The sequence below is a fragment of the Edaphosphingomonas haloaromaticamans genome (assembly GCF_001853345.1).
In the GTDB taxonomy this organism is placed as follows: Bacteria; Pseudomonadota; Alphaproteobacteria; order Sphingomonadales; family Sphingomonadaceae; genus Sphingomonas_E; species Sphingomonas_E fennica.
The window spans coordinates 1,643,042-1,660,791 of sequence record NZ_MIPT01000001.1 but is presented as its reverse complement, the minus strand read 5'-3'; the positions used below and the strand labels follow the sequence as shown (position 1 = coordinate 1,660,791).

Genomic DNA, 17,750 nt, shown 5'->3' with positions numbered 1-17,750 from the left:
GCCATTGACCGGAGGCGCCACCGCCATGCTGAAGGGATCGCGCCTGCTTTCGATCGGGCTTGCCGGCCAGATCGCGCTCGTCATCCTCGTCACCACCAGCCTTTCCTTTTTCGGCAGCGAGCTGCTCTACAAGCGGGCCGAGACCGAGCTTGTCGCATCCAGCCAGGCGGAGCGGGTCGCCGGCCGATTGGCATTGGCAGACCGGCTGATCGCCCCCCTGCCCCGCGCGGAACGGGGCGAGGCCGCCCGCCGGCTTTCGACCAACAGCCTCGCCCTGGGATGGTCCGCCGGGGCCGCGCCGCCCATGGCGGAGCCATCGCCACATCTGCCCGTGGGCCATATCCGCAAGCGGATGTCCGAGCTGGAGCCGGGGCTGGCCCACCGCGACATCCGCATCGTCGAGGATGCCGGCGGCGGCGTGGCCGGCGCGCTCCGCCTGGGCGACGGATCAAGCATCATCTTCCGCGCCGAAGGGCGCAGCGCCCGCGTGCCCACGCTGGGCAGCCATCTGGTGTCGCTGCTGCTGCTGACCGGCGGCGTGCTGCTGGCGACGCTGCTGCTGCTGCGCGCGCTGGCCGAGCCGCTGCGCACCCTGGCCCGGGCCGCCGACCGCGCCGGGCTGGGCGAGCCGATCACCGTGCCGGAGGAAGGCCCGCCCGAGGTGATCAGCCTCGCCCGATCGGTGAACGCGATGCAGGCCCGGCTGATCGCGCTGGTGGAGGATCGCACCCAGGCGCTGGCGGCGGTCTCCCACGATCTGCTGACACCGATCGCCCGGCTGCGGCTGCGGGCCGGCGCGCTGGAACCGGGCGAGACGCGCGATGCGATCCTGCGCGACCTCGACGAGATGCAGGCGTTCATGACCTCGATCCTCGGCTATCTGCGCGGCGCGGAGCCGGAAGCCGCCAAGCCGATCGATCTCGCCTCGCTGCTGATGACGATCGTGGACGATGCCGCCGATACCGGCGCCGACGCCAGCTATGACGGGCCGGACCGGCTGCCGGCCGTGCTGCCGCCGCTGCGCATCCGCCGCGCCGTCGCCAACCTCGTCGAGAATGCGCTGCGCCATGCCGGGCAGGCGCGGGTCCGCCTGTCGCGCGAAGCCGATGCCATCCGCATCACGATAGACGATGACGGCCCCGGCATCGCCGAGGCGGACATGGCGCATGTGTTCGAGCCCTTCCACCGCCTCGATGCCTCCCGCAGCCGGGAAAGCGGCGGGGCGGGCCTTGGCCTCGCCATCGTCGTCCGCGCGCTGGAGGGGATCGGCACGGTCACGCTCGCCAACCGCCCCGAAGGCGGCCTGCGCGCCGAGATACGGCTGCCGGTGCGCTAGAATGCGGTCCGGTCCACCGCCATCGCCCCCCCCCAAGCATAACTGTGTGGCGCGGCGGGCACTTCCTCTGTTAGCAGGGGCACATGCCCGGAACGACCGCCACCTCCGCCGCCCGTGAGATACTGACGCGCCTGCACGACGTGATGGCCGCGCGCACCAATGCGCAGGCCAAGCTCAACCAGGTGGTGAACATCATCGGCGAGGCGCTTTCGAGCGAGGTCTGCTCCATCTACCTGCTGCGCGACGGGCTGCTGGAGCTCTACGCCACGCGCGGCCTGAAGCAGGAGGCCGTGCACGTCACCCGCCTCGCGCTGGGCGAGGGCCTCGTCGGCCACATCGCCGCCGAGGTGAAGACGCTGAACCTGGACGAGGCGACCAGCCACCCCGATTTCGCCTACAAGCCCGAAACCGGCGAGGACCTGTTCCACAGCTTCGCCGGCGTGCCGATCGTGCGGCGCGNGCGCGCGGTGGGCGTGCTGGCCGTGCAGCATGCCGAGCCGCGCCGCTATGACGAGGTGGAGATAGAGGCGCTGCAGACCGTCGCGATGGTGCTGGCCGAGCTGATCGCCGGCGCCGGCCTGATCGACGAGGCTTCCCCCGGCACCGGCGGCGCGCGCGAGGCCGGGCCCGTGCGGCTTGGCGGGCTGAAGCTGGTGGAGGGCATGGGGCGCGGCCATGTGGTGTTCCACCAGCCGCGCGTGCACATCGAATATACCGTGGCCGAGGACATCGAGGTCGAGCGCCAGCGCGTCTATGCCGCCTTCCGCCAGATGCGCGAGCAGATCGAGCGGATGACCAGCCAGGCCGAGTTCGGCACGGCGGGCGAGCATCAGGACGTGCTCGAGACCTACAAGATGTTCGCCTATGACGAAGGCTGGACCCGCCGGATCAACGAGGCGATCGACAGCGGCCTGACCGCCGAGGCGGCGATCGAGCGCGTGCAGCAGCGCACCCGGATGCGGATGCGCGAGATCAGCGATCCGCTGCTGGCGGACCGGATGCACGACCTGGAGGATCTTTCCAACCGGCTGCTGCGCACGGTTTCCGGCCAGCTCGGCACCGCGGCCCAGATGGGCCTGCGGCAGGATTCGATCCTGGTGGCGCGCAACCTCGGCCCGGCCGAGCTGCTGGAATATGACCGCCGCCGGCTGAAGGGCGTGATCCTGGAGGAAGGATCGCTGACGGCGCACGTCACCATCGTCGCCCGCGCCATGGGCGTGCCGGTGCTGGGGCGGGTGCGCGACATCCGCCAGATGGTGCAGGAAGGCGATCTCGTCCTGCTCGATACCGCGCAGGGCGCCGTGTTCATCCGGCCGACCGCCACGATGGAGGAGGCGTTCGACGCCAAGCTGACGCTGGGCCAGAAGCGCCGCGCCGAATTCGCGGCGATGCGCGATCTGCCGCCCGTCACCCTCGATGGCCGGCGGATCACGCTGATGGTGAATGCAGGCCTGCGCGACGACGTTTCCGCGCTGGACGTGACGGGCGCCGACGGGATCGGCCTGTTCCGCACCGAATTCCAGTTCCTGGTTTCCGCCACCCTCCCCCAGCGCGAGCGCCAGCAGCGGCTCTATCGCGACGTGCTGGAAGCCGCCGGCGACCGGCCGGTGATCTTCCGCACCGTCGATATCGGCGGCGACAAGACGCTGCCCTACATGAACCATGACGCGCATCAGGAGGAAAATCCCGCCATGGGATGGCGCGCCATCCGCCTCGCGCTCGATCGCGATGCGTTGATGAAGGCGCAGGCGCGCGCCCTGCTGGAGGCCGCCGCCGGACGCACGCTCCACGTGATGTTCCCGATGGTTTCCGAACCGTGGGAGTTCGATCAGGCGCAGGCCCTGTTCGAAACCCAGCGCCGCTGGATCGCCGATCGCAACCGTCCCCTCCCCACCGCCGTGCAATATGGCACGATGCTGGAGGTGCCGGCGCTGGCGGAGATGCTGGACGTGCTGCTGCCGAAGCTGGATTTCCTGTCGATCGGCACCAACGACCTCACCCAGTTCCTGTTCGCCGCCGATCGATCGCATCCCAAGCTTGCCGAACGGTTCGACTGGCTTTCCCCCGCCATCCTGCGCTTCGTCGCGCGCGTTGCCGAAACGGCGCGCGCAGCCGGCGTGCCGACGGCAGTTTGCGGGGAAATGGGCGGCCGCAGCCTGGAAAGCATGGCCCTGATCGGGCTGGGCATCGAACGCTTGTCCATCACGCCCGCTGCCATCGGGCCGGTCAAGGCGATGGTGCGCACGCTGGATGCCGCGCGGCTGCGCGCGGACATGGCGCGATGGCTTGCCGAAGGCGCGCCGGACATGCGCGCCCGGCTGACGGCCTGGGCCGATGAACAAGGCGTGGCTATAAGCTGATTTTTCGCGTAAATATGGGCCGGGACGATCGTTTCGATTTGACGTCCCGGTTTGCATTTGTGACAAGGCAACAGGTGGCGCGCGCTTTTTCGGGATAATGGGATGGAGCGCCCCGGAGGTCGCATGAATGACACGACCGGCGAATTCGCCGTGGAGGCTCCCTTTACTGTAGGCGCACGCCTGGCCGAGGCGCGCAAGGCGCACGCGCTCGACCTCGCGGACATCGCCGCGCGGACGCGCGTGCCGCTGCGCCATCTGGAAGCGATCGAGGCGGGCGACATCGCGGCGCTTCCGGCCGTGCCCTACAGCGTCGGCTTCGTCCGCGCCTTCGCCCAGATCGTCGGGCTCGACGCCAACGCCCTGGCCCGCGAATTCCGCGAGGAGATGGGCGGCGGCCAGCCCGAGCGCATCATTCCCGAACCCTTCGAGCCCGCCGATCCGGCCCGCGTGCCCTCCCGCTTCCTGGTGACGGTGGCGATCGTCGTCGCGATCGTGCTCGGCGGCGCCTATGCCTTGTGGCGGAGCGGCGCCTTCACCGGATCGGGCGACGAGGAACGGGTGGCCAGCGCCACGCCGGCCCAGGGCCTGCCCGAACCGACGCCGCCGCCCGCCTCGATCGCGCCACCGGCTCCCACGCCGTCGAGCGGACCGGTGGTGCTGACCGCGCTCGAGCCGGTATGGCTGCGCGTCTCGGACGGCGGCACCCGTCTGATCGAAAAACAGCTTAACGTCGGCGAGACGTGGGAAGTGCCGGCCACGGCCGCCGATCCCCGCATCCTCACCGGACGGCCGCAGGCCCTGCGCGTCACCGTAGGCAGCGCGGTGATCCCACCGCTGGGCGCCCCGGAACGCACGATCCGCGACGTGAGCCTGAAGGCGGATGCCCTGCTCGCCCGGCTCAATCCGCCCACCGCTTCCGCGGCCCCGGTGCCGGCAGCGGCGCTTCCCGGCGATCCGGCGCCCGTCCTGCCCAACCCGGCGCCGATCAACCCCTGATCCCTGCCACCGGCTCGGCCGTTCGCGGCCGGCATCCGGCGCGCTTTCGCGCGATCGGGGCTTGCTTCATCGCAGCGACAGCCGCCATGGAGGATGGACATCCTATCCATCAACCGAGCTGAGGGACTAATCATGCGTTTCGCGATCACCGCGGCCCTGCTGCTGGCGACGACGGCCGCGCCTCTGGCGGCGGCGCCCCAACCCGCCGATGTCGGCCAGCGCGTCGACAAGCTGGAGCGCGAGATGCGCGCGGTGCAGCGCAAGGTGTTTCCCGGCGGCAACCAGCAATATTTCGAGCCGGAGATCGCTCCCCAGCCGGCGGCGCCCGCGGCCGGCGGCGTGCCCGCCAGCAACCCGCTCGCCGATCTCACCACGCGGGTCAGCTCGCTGGAGCAGGAGCTGGCGCGCCTGACCGGCCAGATCGAACAGAACAGCTTCAAGATCCGCCAGATCGAAGAGCAGATGAGCCGTTTCAAGGGCGATGCCGAATTCCGGCTGAACGCACTGGAAGGCAATCCCACGGCCAAGCCGGGCGGCAGCGCCGCGGCCCCCGTGCTGACGCCGCCCGCCCCCGGCCGTCCCGCCCAGCCCGCGCCGGAGGTCGCCCCGCCCCCGCCTGCCGCCGTCGCCTCCAGCCGCCCGGCATCGGGCGATGCGGGCGAGGATGCCTATCTTGCCGGCTACGATCTGTGGGCCGCCAAGAAATATCCCGAGGCGGAAAGCACGCTGCGCGCCTTCATCGCCAAATATCCCGATCACAAGCGCGCCAGCTTCGCCCGCAACCTGCTGGGCCGGACCTTGCTGGACAGCGGCCAGCCGGCCAAGGCGGCCCAGACCTTCCTGGAAAACTACAAGAAGCTGCCGCGTGGCGAGCGCGCGCCCGACAGCCTCTATTATCTCGGCCAGTCGCTGATGGCGCTGAAGCCGCCCAAGCCCAGCGAGGCGTGCGAGGTCTATCGCGAGCTGGACGACGTCTACGGCACGACGATCGCGGCCGCGCTCAAGGACCGGGTGACCAAGGCCAGGGCCGACGCCAAGTGCAAGTCCTGACCGGCCTTCAGGCTTTCGCGACAGGTTGATGATGCCGGCCGGATCGCCCGTCGCCGATCGGATCGATCGCTTCCGGTCCGACATCGGCAGGCTGGCCGGCGATCAGGCCCGTATCGGCCTGGCCGTATCGGGCGGGCCGGACAGCGTTGCATTGCTGCTGCTGGCGGCCGAGGCGATGCCCGGCCGGATCGCGGCCGCCACCGTCGATCACGGCCTGCGCCCGGAAGCCGCCGCCGAGGCCGCGTTCGTGGCCGGCCTCTGCGCCGCGCGCGGCGTGCCGCATGCCACGCTCGCCGTAACCGTGGCGCCTACGGGCGAGGGCGTTCAGGCCGCCGCCCGCGCCGCCCGCTATGCCGCGCTGGAGGGCTGGCGCGCGGACGCGGGGCTGGCCTTCGTCGCCACCGCCCACCATGCCGACGACCAGGCCGAAACGCTGCTGATGCGCGCCAGCCGGGGCGCGGGCGTGGGCGGGCTGGCCGGCATCCGGGCAGCGAACGGCGCGATCATCCGCCCGCTGCTCGGCTGGCGCCGCGCCGAGCTTGCGGCGATCGTCGCCGAAGCCGGGATCGATCCCGTCGACGATCCTTCCAACCGCGATCCCCGCTACGACCGCAGCCGGATGCGCGCGCTGCTGGCCGCCAATCCCGAGCTGGACGTGCCCGGCCTCGCCCAGGCGGCAGCCAACCTCGCCGATGCCGCCCGCGCGCTCGACTGGGCGGCCGAAAGGTTGTGGAACGAACGCGCCGGCGTGGCCGGGAACGGGGTGACGCTCGACCCCGCCGGCCTGCCCGCCGAGCTGGTCCACCGACTCGTCCGCCGCGCGCTCGCGAATCTCGACGAGGAAGGCCGGGCGGACCGAATCGCGCCGCTGATCGCGCGACTCGAGGCCGGCCAGCCCGCCTCGATCGGCGCGATTCTGGCCCGGCCGGGCGCAATCTGGACGTTCGCCCCCGCCCCACCCCGCAGATTCGGCTGAAAAAGCGGCCCCATCCCCCGGCGTTGGATTGCCATTAACCGGGGACCCCCTATCTTGGTGGCCTCGAAAGGTCAGGAACGCATGAACGACGACAAGGAACCGCAGGGCAACCCCTGGATGAAAAGCCTTCTCATCTGGGTGGGCATATTGCTCGCGCTCGTCGCGTTCGTTTCGATGTTCGACAGCTCGTCACGCCGCGCGGACGCCAGCGCCATCCCTTATTCGGAATTCCTCAACCATGTGGAGGAAGGCACCGTCAAGGATGTCGAGATCGCGGGCGACGTGGTCACGGGCAAGCTCAACAACGACCAGAGCTTCCGCACCATCGCCCCCTCCGATCCGCAGCTTGTGCAGCGGCTTGCCGAAAAGGGCGTGAACTTCCGCGCCAAGGCGGAGGAGCAGGCCAGCTTCTGGATGATCCTGCTCTACCAGTCCCTGCCCTTCCTCCTGATCCTGGGCATCGCCTTCTTCGTGATGCGCCAGATGCAGAAGAATGCCGGTTCGGGCGCGATGGGCTTCGGCAAGAGCCGCGCCAAGATGCTCACCGAAAAGCATGGCCGCGTCACCTTCGACGACGTCGCCGGCATCGACGAGGCGCGCGAGGAACTGCAGGAGATCGTCGATTTCCTGAAGGACCCGACCAAGTTCGCCCGGCTCGGCGGCAAGATCCCCAAGGGCGCGCTGCTGGTCGGCTCGCCCGGCACCGGCAAGACGCTGCTAGCCCGCGCCATCGCGGGTGAGGCGAACGTGCCCTTCTTCACCATTTCCGGCTCCGACTTCGTCGAGATGTTCGTCGGCGTCGGCGCGTCCCGCGTGCGCGACATGTTCGAGCAGGCGAAGAAGAACGCGCCCTGCATCGTCTTCATCGACGAGATCGACGCGGTCGGCCGCCATCGCGGCGCCGGCCTCGGCAACGGCAATGACGAGCGCGAGCAGACGCTGAACCAGCTCCTCGTCGAGATGGACGGGTTCGAGGCGAACGAGGGCATCATCATCGTCGCCGCTACCAACCGGCCCGACGTGCTCGATCCCGCGCTGCTGCGCCCCGGCCGCTTCGACCGGCAGGTCGTGGTGCCGCGCCCGGACATCGAGGGCCGGCAGAAGATCCTCGAAGTCCATATGAAGAAGACGCCGCTCGCCCCCGACGTCGATTCGCGCACCATCGCGCGCGGCACGCCGGGCTTTTCGGGCGCCGATCTCGCCAACCTCGTCAACGAGGCCGCCTTGCTTGCCGCGCGCAAGGGCAAGCGCCTCGTCGCGATGAAGGAGTTCGAGGAAGCCAAGGACAAGGTGATGATGGGCGCCGAGCGCAAGTCCATGGTCATGACCGAGGACGAGAAGAAGGCGACCGCCTATCACGAGGCCGGCCACGCGCTCGTCTCGCTGCACGTCCCCGGCTGCGATCCGCTGCACAAGGTGACGATCATCCCGCGCGGCCGCGCGCTGGGCGTGACCTGGAACCTGCCCGAGCGCGACCGTTATTCCATGTCGATGAACCAGATGAAGGCGCGGCTCGCGCTCTGCTTCGGCGGACGCATCGCCGAACAGCTCATCTACGGCAAGGACGCGCTCAACACCGGCGCCTCCAACGACATCCAGCAGGCCACCGACATGGCCCGTTCGATGGTGATGGAATATGGCATGTCCGAACGGCTCGGCTGGCTGCGCTATCGCGACAATCAGGACGAGGTGTTCCTCGGCCATTCGGTCGCCCGCTCGCAGACCGTGTCGGAGGAGACCGCGCGCCTGATCGACCAGGAGGTCCGCCGCTTCGTCGAGGAAGGCGAGGCGACCGCCCGCCAGGTGCTCACCGAGAATCTGGACGAGCTGCATCGCCTGGCCGAAGCGCTGCTGGAATATGAGACGCTGACCGGCGAGGAAGCCAAGCACGCGATCAAGGGCGAGCGAATCGGCCGCGACGAGACGGGCGGCCACCGCCATGTGCAGATCGGCGTCGGCGGCTCCTCCATCCCCAAGAGCAAGCGTCCCGGCGGCGGCTGGGGGGATCCGGCGCCGCAAGGGGCCTGAACCCACCCGCCATCAACCAATTGCCAGGGGCCGCTCCGTTGCGACGGGGCGGCCCTTTCTTTCAGACCGGACATGGGGGGCAGGATGCCGATCTTCTGCGATGAAAGCGGGGCGCCCGCCACGGGGGCGATGACGCTTGCCGCCGTGGCGATCAGCGACGAAGGCGCGGAGGCCCTCCTCGCCCGCTATCGCGCGGTGACGGGGCTGACCGGCGAACTGAAGGGTAGCCGCATCGATCCGATCGAGCGCGCTTATGTGCTGGAACTGATCGAGCGCTTCGGCGGCGAGGCGATCATCAGCGTCGCCACGCCCGCCCGCCATCCGGGCGAGGATAGCGGCGCGCTCGATCTCAAGACCTATTCGGCGCTGCTGGCCGATGCGATCGGCGCGCATCTGGATGCCGCACCCGGCCCGGTGACGGCGCTGATCGACGACGGCCGCTATTCCGATGCAACGCTGGCCCGCGTGCGCGACGAAGTGGAAAGGCTGATCGACCGGCACGATCCCGCCTCGCGCGCGGAACTGCGCGACAGCCGCCGCACCGCCGGCATCCAGATCGCCGACATCCTGGCCAACAGCGCCTGGAACGTCGCCACCGGCACGCTGCGCAGCGCCCGCATCGCCGTGATCCTCGAACCCTTCATCGCCAACGGCGTGATCCGCATGCGGCAGGTGAAAATTCCCTGAGGCGTCTCCCCCCGGTCCCCGGCCATCGCGCCGGGACGGCGATTGAATCCACCCTGCCCCGGCCCCACATGCAACCTCCCCACCCGAGGCAACGGAAGGTGGTGCCAAGATGGTCGCGGAACTGAACCACATCATCGTCTGGTGCGCCGACACGGCGGCCTCCGCCGGCTTCCTGGCGGATATCCTCGATCGCCCGGCGCCCACCCCCTTCGGCCATTTCCGGGTGGTGGCGCTCGACAACGGCGTTTCGCTGGATTTCCTGGCGAAGGACGGCGATGTCTCGCCGCAGCATTACGCCTTCCTTGTCGGCGAGGAGGATTTCGACGCCGCCTTCGCCCGCATCCGCGAACGCGGCCTCACCTGGTGGGCCGATCCCGCCCGTTCCAGGCCGGGCGAGATCAACCGTCATGACGGCGGCCGTGGCATCTATTTCGAGGATCCGAACGGCCATCTGCTGGAAATCATCACCCGGCCCAATGGCGGCTGATCCGCCATCGATATGGCGGCCCCGCTCCGGGCGGTCTCAGCCCGGCATGGCGTAGCCGGCCGCCACATCGGCCAGCATTGCGGCGAGCGCGGGGGCATCGTGCCAGCGCCCGCCCGCCATCACGCCGGCCGGCCGGCGAAGCGTGGCGAGGTCGTCGAGCGGGTTGGCCGATGCCAGGATCAGGTCCGCCCGGCTTCCCGGCGTGACGGTGCCGAACGGCATGCCGCCGGGATGGGTCTTGGCGATGAATTCGCCGGCGCGGCGCGTGGCCGTTTCCAGCGCGGCATGGCGGCTGAAACCGGCAGCGACCAGCCGGTCGAGATTGCCGTGCAGCGCGAAGCCCGGCACCAGCCCCGGAATATCCGGCGAATCCGTGCCGGAAAGCAGCGGCACGCCCGCCTGTTCGAGCGCGTAGGCGAAGACGCGCAGGAAGCGGACGCGATCGTCGAGGCTGCCGGCCTTGCGGGCATAGCCCTCGCGCGGCCAGGAAAAGCGATAGGCGGGCGCGAGATAGCGGGCCTCGGGCGCGGCGAGGAAGGCCTGCACCTGTTCGGGCTTTCCCCACTGGCTGGCGATCGTCCCGTAGGTGACGAGATCGGCGACGATGAACGTGCCCGCCTGCTTTGCCAGGGCCACGGCCGCCGGGATGGCGGCTTCATCCGGCGCGGCGTTGGGCGCGCTTTCCGGCGGCTGGGGGAAGAAGGTGTAGAAGAATTCCTCCAGATGGGCGACCATCGCCTGGCCGGCCGCGATCTGCCCGGCCAGCCCCACCGCCGTCACGCCATGGCCCACGATCGGCAGGCCCATGGCCGGCCCTTCCCGCGCGAGCACCGCGAAGCATTCGGCCGAGAGATTGTTGTAGACCTTGATGAAGTCGTAGCCGTTGGCGCGCGCCACGATCAGCGCGGCGCGCGCCTCATCCGGCGTGCGCACCACCAGATGGCCATATTGGGGCGATCCATCGACGGCGAGCGCCGCGAAGACGCGCGGCCCCGGCACGTCGCCCCGCGCCACGGCGGCGCGGGTGCGGCCGACGAAGCTGTTGCGCGCCTCGCCCATGTTCAGGCTGGTGGTGATCCCGCAGGCGAGCTGCACCGCCAGATCCTGCCGGCTGTCCGAATGATTGTGCATGTCGGCAAGGCCGGGCAGCAGGAATGCGGTGCCGCCGCCGTCGATGCGGCGCGCGCCCGACGGAACGGCGATTCCCCGGCCGATCGCCCGGATCAGCCCGTCCGCCACGATCACCGTCTGCCCCCGCAGCACGCGCTGCCGATCCATGGGCAGCACGTTGACGTTCACAAAGGCGGTGACGGGCGATGCCGGGGCGGGCGCCGCAAGCGCCTGCCGGCCCGCCGCCAGAAGCGCCAGCCCGCCGGCCAGCGCCTGCCGGCGCGTCCACCCCCGCATCCCCGCCACGCCCGGATCAGCCGGCGTATTTCACCGAGCAGCCATAGGGCTTGCTGGTCGCCACCGCGACCGGCTTGCCGGCCTTCACGTCCGCCAGCGCCGCCAGCACATGGTTGCGCGCCGTCGTGATATCGGCCTGGTCGGCGGTGGGCTTGTCGTCGATCGCGCCGGCATAGACGAGCGTGCCCGCCGGATCGATCACATACATGTGCGGCGTCGTCTTGGCGTCGTAGAGCTTGCCGACGATGCCCTTGGGATCGAGCAGATAGGCCGTCGCCTCCGCCTTTTCCTTCTTTTCGAAGGCCTGCGCCTCGGCGCCCGTCATATAACCCTGCTTGCCCGGCGCGCCCGAATTGATCGTCAGCCACACCACGCCCTGCGCCTTCGCGGCCGCCTGCGTCTTCTGCATGTTGCCGCTGTCATAATGCTTCTGCACGAAGGGGCAGCCGGGATTGTTCCATTCCAGCACCACCGTCTTGCCGCGGAAGCCGGAGAGCTTCACCGGCTTGCCATTGGCATCGGCGGCGATGAAATCGGGCGCCGGCTGGCCGACGGTGGCGGTGGCGAAGGCGGGCGCCGCGATGGCGATGGCGGCCGCGAATGCGATGCTTTTGCCGATCATCTGATGGTCCTTCCTCTGCTTCCAACTCTCGATATTCAGGCAGCGAGCGCGGTGAGCGTGCCGGGGGTCAGCACCTGCGGCAGCGTCTCCACCGGCCGGCCGGGGCGGTAGAAGAGATAGAGCGGCACGCCCGATCGGCCCTGCTGGTTGAGGAAACGGCCGATGGCGGCATCGCCCTTGGTCCAATCCCCCACCAGCACCGCTACATTGGCGTCGGCGAAGGCCTTGGCCACCTCGGCCCGGTCGATCGCCACCTTCTCGTTCACCTTGCAGCTCAGGCACCAGTCGGCGGTGAAATAGACGAAGACCGGCCGGCCTTCCGCCTGCAGGGCGGCCAGCTTCTCCTCGCTGAAAGGCTGGGCGCCGAGCGCGCCTTCGCTCGCCTGGGATGCCGCGGCGACCGCGGGCTCGCGCGGCACCGCCACCATCAGCGCCAGCGCGGCGGCGGCGGCGGGCGCCAGCGGCCACCAGGCGGCGGCGCGCCCGGTCGCCTGCCGGCGGCCGACCCACCACAGGCCGAAGCCGGTGAGCAGCGCGGCGCTCAGGCCCAGCGTCATCCCGTCCACGCCCGCCTGCTGGCCCAGCAGCCAGGCGAGGCCAAGCGCCGTCAGGAACATCGGGATGGCGAGGATGCGGCGCAGCCGGTCCATCCACGGGCCGGGGCGCGGCAGCCGCCGGCGCAGCGCCGGCACGAAGCCGAGCGCGAGGAAGGGCAAGGCAAGCCCCAGGCCCAGGCCCGCGAACACCGCCAGCGCGGCCGCCGCCGGAAGCACCAGCGCCGCGCCCAGCGCCGCGCCCATGAAGGGGCCGGTGCAGGGGGTGGCGATGAAGGCGGCGAGCGCGCCCGTCCAGAAGGCGCCGTGCGTGCCGCCCTTGGCCGCCAGCGCCTGGCCGCCGGCCACGGCCGGAAGCTCGAACAGACCGGCGAGGTTGAGCGCGATCGCGGCGGTGAGCAGCAGCAGCAGCAGGATCACGCGCGGGTCCTGCAGCTGGAAGGCCCAGCCCGCCGCCTCCCCGCCGGCGCGCAGCGCCAGCAGCACGCCGCCCAGCGCCAGGCAGGTCGCGACGGCGCCCGCCGTATAGGCCAGGGCTTCGTGCCGCGCGCCGCGCCCGTCGCCACCGGCGCGGGCGAGGCTCAGGGCCTTGAGGCTGAGGATCGGGAATACGCAGGGCATGACGTTCAGCAGCAACCCGCCCAGGATCGCCCCGCCCAGCGCGAGAAGCGCGGTGCGGACGCCGCCGGCCCCGATCCCCGCGCCTTCCGACGAAGCCGTCACCGGCGCGCCGGCCGCCGGCACGTCGCCGGGCTTCGCCGACAGCGCCAGCCCGTTGTCTCTGCCGATCCTGAGAACGCCGTCGACCTCGTTCAGGCCCGCCGCCCCGCCGCCGGCCTTCACCTCGACGATCAGATTGTCGCCGTTGCGGCTTACCGCCTGCGGTGCGGCATAATCGATCGCGCCGTCCGTCAGCGGGAAGAAATAGACGTCCGCCACATCCAGCTTGGCCGGGATCGGCACGGCGAGGCGGAAGGTTTCGCCCTTCACGACGAAGCGGCCCTCGCTGCCGAGCGGCTTGGGCATGGCGGCCCGCCAGCGCGCGAAATCCCCGGCCAGGGCCGCATCGGCGCGGCCGTCGCCCACCTTCAGGTCGATGGCGATGTCGGCTTTCTCCGGGACGCAGATTTCCTTGGTGCAGGCGAGCCATTTCGCCGTGCCCCGGATCGGCAGCGTCGTGCCCGGCGCAAGGCCGGCGGGCAGCTTGAGCTGGATCAGCTGGGCATATTCGCCTTCATAGACATAGTTCATCAGCCCCGCGACGATCAGCGTGTGCGGCACCGGATAGGCAAGCTCGCCCGCCGTGACGCCATCGGGCAGCTTCCAGTCGATGAGCGTCTCGATCCCCGAGTCGCCGGGATTCTTCCAATAGCCGTGCCAGGTGGGCGCGGGCTTCATCACCAGCGCCAGCGTGGTCGCGCCGCCGGCCGCCGGCTCCGCGCTTTCCGCCACCAGCCGGGGCGCGATGTGCAGGCCCTGCGCGGATGCGGGCGCTAGGCCGATCAGCATCAGGCCAAGCATCGTCATCAATCGGCAACCGAAGGCGATCATCGGGGCTCCAATTTCCATGGTCACGCCGCTATAGCACCGCCGGGGCCAGCACGCATACCGGGAGCATCCAAGTGAAATTGTGGCAAAAGGTTACGATGGCGGCGGCAACGGCCGCCATGCTGCCGGCGGCGGCGCAGGCGGACGGCGCGGCGGCGCAGCCTTCCCGGCCGAAGCTGCTGGTGGCGATCTCGGTCGATCAGTTCTCCGCCGATCTCTTCGCCGAATATCGGCAGCATTATACCGGCGGCATGAAGCGGCTGGCCAATGCGATCGTCTTCCCGGCCGGCTATCAGAGCCACGCCGCCACCGAAACCTGCCCCGGCCATTCGACGATCCTCACCGGATCGCGCCCCGGCCGCACCGGCATCGTCGCCAACAACTGGTATGATCTGTCGCTGCCGCGCGCCGACAAGAAGGTCTATTGCTCGGAAGATCCGTCCGCGCCGGGCAGCGATTCCGATCATTATGTCGTCTCGCCGCTCTATCTGAAGGCGCAGACGCTGGGCGATCGGATGAAGGCCGCCGATCCCGGCAGCCGCGTCGTCGCCGTCGCCGGCAAGGATCGCGCCGCCGTGATGATGGGCGGCCATGTGACCGACCAGATGTGGTTCTGGGGCGGCAAGAGCTATGTGACGCTGCCCGATCGCAAGGATCGCCCGGTGCCGGCCGCGATCGGCCCGATCAACGCCCGCGTCGCCGCGCTGGTGGCGAAGCCCGGCAAGGCGGAATTGCCGGCGATGTGCCGTTCGCGCTCGGTGGCCGTGCCGATCGGACAGGGCAAGCAGGTGGGCGTGCTGGCCGATCGCAAGGCGGAGGATTTCAAGGGCTTCCGCGCCGCCGCCGATTTCGATGCCGCCACCACCGATCTCGCCATCGGCCTACTCGACGAGCTGAAGCTCGGCCGCGGCGCCGGCACCGACGTGCTGACCATCGGCCTTTCGGCAACCGATTATGTCGGCCATACCTACGGCACCGAGGGCGCGGAGATGTGCGCGCAGATGGTGGCGCTCGACAATAATGTCGGCCGCATCCTCGCCGCCCTGGATGCGACGAAGGTGCCCTATGCCGTCGTCCTCACCGCCGATCATGGCGGCCACGACCTGACCGAGCGCACCCGCCAGCGCGGCTTCGCTTATGCCGAGCGCGTCGATCCGAAGCTGAACCCGGCCGCCTATTCCGAGATCATGGCCAGGGAGTTCAACCTCTCGCTGAAGGACGATCTGATCCACGGCGACGGGCCGTTCGGCGACTGGTATCTCTCGCGCGAGATCCCGGCGGATGTCCGCCCGCGCCTGCTCGCGGCGCTCAAGGCGCGGCTGCTGGCGCACCGCCAGGTGGCGGAGGTGTTCACCGCCGACGACATGCGCCGCCTGCCGATGCCGCAGCCGCCGGTGGAGGAATGGTCGCTGGCCGAGCGCACCCGCGCCTCCTTCGATCCGGAACGCTCGGGCGACCTGATCGTCCTCCTGAAGCCCAAGGTGATGCCGATCGCCGATCCCACAAGGGGCTTCGTCGCCACCCATGGCTCGCCCTGGCAGAACGACCGGCGCGTGCCGATCCTCTTCTATCGCCCCGGCGCCACCGGCTTCGAACAGCCGCTGTCGGTGGAGACGGTGGATATCCTGCCGACGCTGGGCGCGCTGGTCGGCCTCAAGATCCCGGCGGGCGAGATTGACGGCCGCTGCCTCGATCTGGATGCGGGCGCGGCCGACAGCTGCGCCGATTGATGGTTTTCCGGGCGCCATGACCGCCGAAACGCATTGTTGCCTTGTTGCAGCGCGGCGATTCGGATATGGCGCCCGGCAAATTCCCTCTCCTCCGCAGGATCCTTTTTCATGAGCCTCCGCAACGTGGCCATCATCGCGCACGTCGATCATGGCAAGACCACGCTGGTCGACCAGCTTTTCCGCCAGTCGGGCACGTTCCGCGACAATCAGCGCGTGGAAGAGCGCGCGATGGACTCGAACGATCTGGAAAAGGAACGCGGGATCACCATTCTCGCCAAGCCGACCTCGATCGACTGGCAGGGCACGCGGATCAACATCGTCGACACGCCCGGCCACGCCGATTTCGGCGGTGAGGTGGAACGCATCCTCTCGATGGTCGACGGCGTGATCCTGCTGGTCGACTCCTCCGAAGGCGCGATGCCGCAGACCAAGTTCGTCACCGGCAAGGCGCTGGCGCTGGGCCTGCGTCCCATCGTGGTGGTCAACAAGATCGATCGTTCGGACGCGCGCGTGCAGGAAGTGCTGGACGAGGTGTTCGATCTGTTCGTCAGCCTCGACGCGACGGACGAGCAGCTCGACTTCCCCGTGCTCTTCGCCTCGGGCCGCAACGGCTATGCCAGCGACGATCCCGAGGCGCGCGAAGGCACGCTGACCCCGATGTTCGAAAAGATCATCAGCCATGTGCCGCCGCCCAGCGTCGATCTGGATGCGCCCTTCTCCTTCCTGGTCACGCTGCTCGATCGCGACAATTTCCTCGGCCGCATCCTCACCGGCCGCGTCAATTCGGGCGTGGTCAAGCTCAACCAGCCGATCCACGCGCTCGATGCCGACGGCAATGTGATCGAGGCGGGCCGCGCGTCCAAGCTGATGACCTTCCGCGGCCTCGATCGCGTGCCGGTGGAGGAAGCGCAGGCGGGCGACATCATCAGCCTGGCCGGCCTGGCCGTGGCGACCGTGGCGAACACCATCGCCGATACCTCCGTCAGCACGCCGATCAAGGCGCAGCCGATCGATCCGCCGACGCTGTCGATGCGTTTCGCGGTGAACGATTCCCCCTTCGCGGGCCGCGAGGGATCGAAGGTCACCAGCCGCATGATCCGCGACCGCCTGTTCCGCGAGGCGGAATCGAACGTCGCCATCAAGGTGACGGAAGCCGCCGACAAGGACAGCTTCGAGGTGGCCGGCCGCGGCGAGCTCCAGCTCGGCGTGCTGATCGAGACGATGCGCCGCGAGGGCTTCGAGCTCGGCATCAGCCGCCCGCGCGTGCTGTTCCGCGATGGCGAGAACGGCCGCGAGGAACCGTATGAGACCGTCGTGATCGACGTGGACGAGGAATTCTCCGGCACCGTCGTCGACAAGATGAACCAGCGCAAGGCCGAGATGACGGACATGCGCCCGTCCGGCGGCGGCAAGACCCGCATCACCTTCTCGGCGCCGTCGCGCGGCCTGATCGGCTATCATGGCGAATTCCTGTCGGATACGCGCGGCACCGGCATCATGAACCGGCTGTTCGAGAAATATGGCCCCTATAAGGGCACGATCGAGGGCCGGAAGAACGGCGTCCTCATCTCCAACGGCAATGGCGAGGCCAATGCCTATGCCCTGAACTCGCTGGAAGATCGCGGCATCCTGATGGTCGGCCCCGGCGAGCCGCTCTACGAGGGCATGATCGTCGGCGAGAACGCCAAGGATGACGATCTCGAAGTCAATCCGATGAAGGCGAAGCAGCTCACCAACTTCCGCGCCTCGGGCGGCAAGGACGACGCGATCCGCCTGACCCCGCCGAAGAAGATGACGCTGGAACAGGCCATCGCCTATATCGACGATGACGAGATGGTGGAGGTGACGCCCAAGACCATCCGCCTGCGCAAGCGCCACCTCGACCCGCACGAGCGCAAGCGCGCCAAGCGGGCTTCCGAAGCGGCCTGAGGCATCCTGATCGCCCCGTCTTCGTCGGGGCCGGAAGAAA

At 69.5% G+C, this 17,750-nt stretch carries 13 protein-coding genes; 10 read left to right on the top strand and 3 right to left on the bottom strand.

All coding sequences use genetic code 11. The annotated features are described in order from the left end of the window. Window positions 1-25 precede the first annotated feature (25 nt). The 8 genes from BHE75_RS07600 (at window position 26) to BHE75_RS07565 (ending at window position 9,920) form a co-directional block, all read left to right on the top strand. A complete protein-coding gene (locus BHE75_RS07600; RefSeq protein ID WP_070933517.1) occupies window positions 26-1,336 on the top strand; it encodes an ATP-binding protein in 1,311 nt (436 codons plus the stop codon). An 83-nt stretch (window positions 1,337-1,419) separates the two neighbouring features. Further along, window positions 1,420-3,696 carry a phosphoenolpyruvate--protein phosphotransferase gene (ptsP, locus tag BHE75_RS07595; RefSeq protein ID WP_070933516.1) on the top strand — a complete coding sequence of 759 codons (2,277 nt, stop codon included), beginning with the start codon at window positions 1,420-1,422 and terminating at the stop codon, window positions 3,694-3,696. A 123-nt stretch (window positions 3,697-3,819) separates the two neighbouring features. Next, window positions 3,820-4,692 carry a helix-turn-helix domain-containing protein gene (locus BHE75_RS07590; protein WP_254684390.1) on the top strand — a complete coding sequence of 291 codons (873 nt, stop codon included), beginning with the start codon at window positions 3,820-3,822 and terminating at the stop codon, window positions 4,690-4,692. Between the two features lie 132 nt (window positions 4,693-4,824). Beyond that, the gene (locus tag BHE75_RS07585) at window positions 4,825-5,742 is read left to right on the top strand and encodes a YbgF trimerization domain-containing protein (RefSeq protein WP_070933514.1); all 918 of its coding nucleotides are present in this window, start codon (window positions 4,825-4,827) and stop codon (window positions 5,740-5,742) included. A 31-nt stretch (window positions 5,743-5,773) separates the two neighbouring features. Next, window positions 5,774-6,718, top strand: a complete 945-nt coding sequence (gene tilS / locus BHE75_RS07580) for a tRNA lysidine(34) synthetase TilS (RefSeq protein WP_070935595.1) — start codon at window positions 5,774-5,776, stop codon at window positions 6,716-6,718. An 81-nt stretch (window positions 6,719-6,799) separates the two neighbouring features. Next, window positions 6,800-8,746: an ATP-dependent zinc metalloprotease FtsH gene (gene ftsH / locus BHE75_RS07575; protein WP_015459970.1), complete on the top strand. Its 1,947-nt coding sequence runs from the start codon at window positions 6,800-6,802 to the stop codon at window positions 8,744-8,746. Between the two features lie 84 nt (window positions 8,747-8,830). Beyond that, window positions 8,831-9,433, top strand: coding sequence for a DUF3800 domain-containing protein (locus BHE75_RS07570; protein WP_070933513.1), 603 nt, complete (start codon window positions 8,831-8,833; stop codon window positions 9,431-9,433). 109 nt (window positions 9,434-9,542) lie between these two features. Continuing rightward, the gene (locus BHE75_RS07565) at window positions 9,543-9,920 is read left to right on the top strand and encodes a VOC family protein (protein ID WP_070933512.1); all 378 of its coding nucleotides are present in this window, start codon (window positions 9,543-9,545) and stop codon (window positions 9,918-9,920) included. A gap of 36 nt (window positions 9,921-9,956) precedes the next feature. Here BHE75_RS07565 and BHE75_RS07560 read toward each other — a convergent pair whose 3' ends face one another. The 3 genes from BHE75_RS07560 to BHE75_RS07550 are packed head-to-tail and all read right to left on the bottom strand — an operon-like array spanning window position 9,957 to window position 14,054. Beyond that, the gene (locus BHE75_RS07560) at window positions 9,957-11,327 is read right to left on the bottom strand and encodes an amidohydrolase family protein (RefSeq protein ID WP_070933511.1); all 1,371 of its coding nucleotides are present in this window, start codon (window positions 11,325-11,327) and stop codon (window positions 9,957-9,959) included. 16 nt (window positions 11,328-11,343) lie between these two features. Next, on the bottom strand, window positions 11,344-11,949 hold the full coding sequence (locus BHE75_RS07555; protein WP_015459966.1) for a thioredoxin family protein: 606 nt from the start codon (window positions 11,947-11,949) through the stop codon (window positions 11,344-11,346). A 35-nt stretch (window positions 11,950-11,984) separates the two neighbouring features. Then, complete coding sequence (locus tag BHE75_RS07550; RefSeq protein WP_070933510.1) at window positions 11,985-14,054, bottom strand: protein-disulfide reductase DsbD family protein; 2,070 nt, start codon at window positions 14,052-14,054, stop codon at window positions 11,985-11,987. A 95-nt stretch (window positions 14,055-14,149) separates the two neighbouring features. Here BHE75_RS07550 and BHE75_RS07545 point away from each other — a divergent pair, with 95 nt between their 5' ends. Both BHE75_RS07545 and typA read left to right on the top strand, forming a co-directional pair. Next, window positions 14,150-15,781: an alkaline phosphatase family protein gene (locus BHE75_RS07545; RefSeq protein WP_084653008.1), complete on the top strand. Its 1,632-nt coding sequence runs from the start codon at window positions 14,150-14,152 to the stop codon at window positions 15,779-15,781. A gap of 108 nt (window positions 15,782-15,889) precedes the next feature. Continuing rightward, window positions 15,890-17,710, top strand: a complete 1,821-nt coding sequence (gene typA / locus BHE75_RS07540; RefSeq protein WP_070933508.1) for a translational GTPase TypA — start codon at window positions 15,890-15,892, stop codon at window positions 17,708-17,710. Window positions 17,711-17,750: the final 40 nt, after the last annotated feature.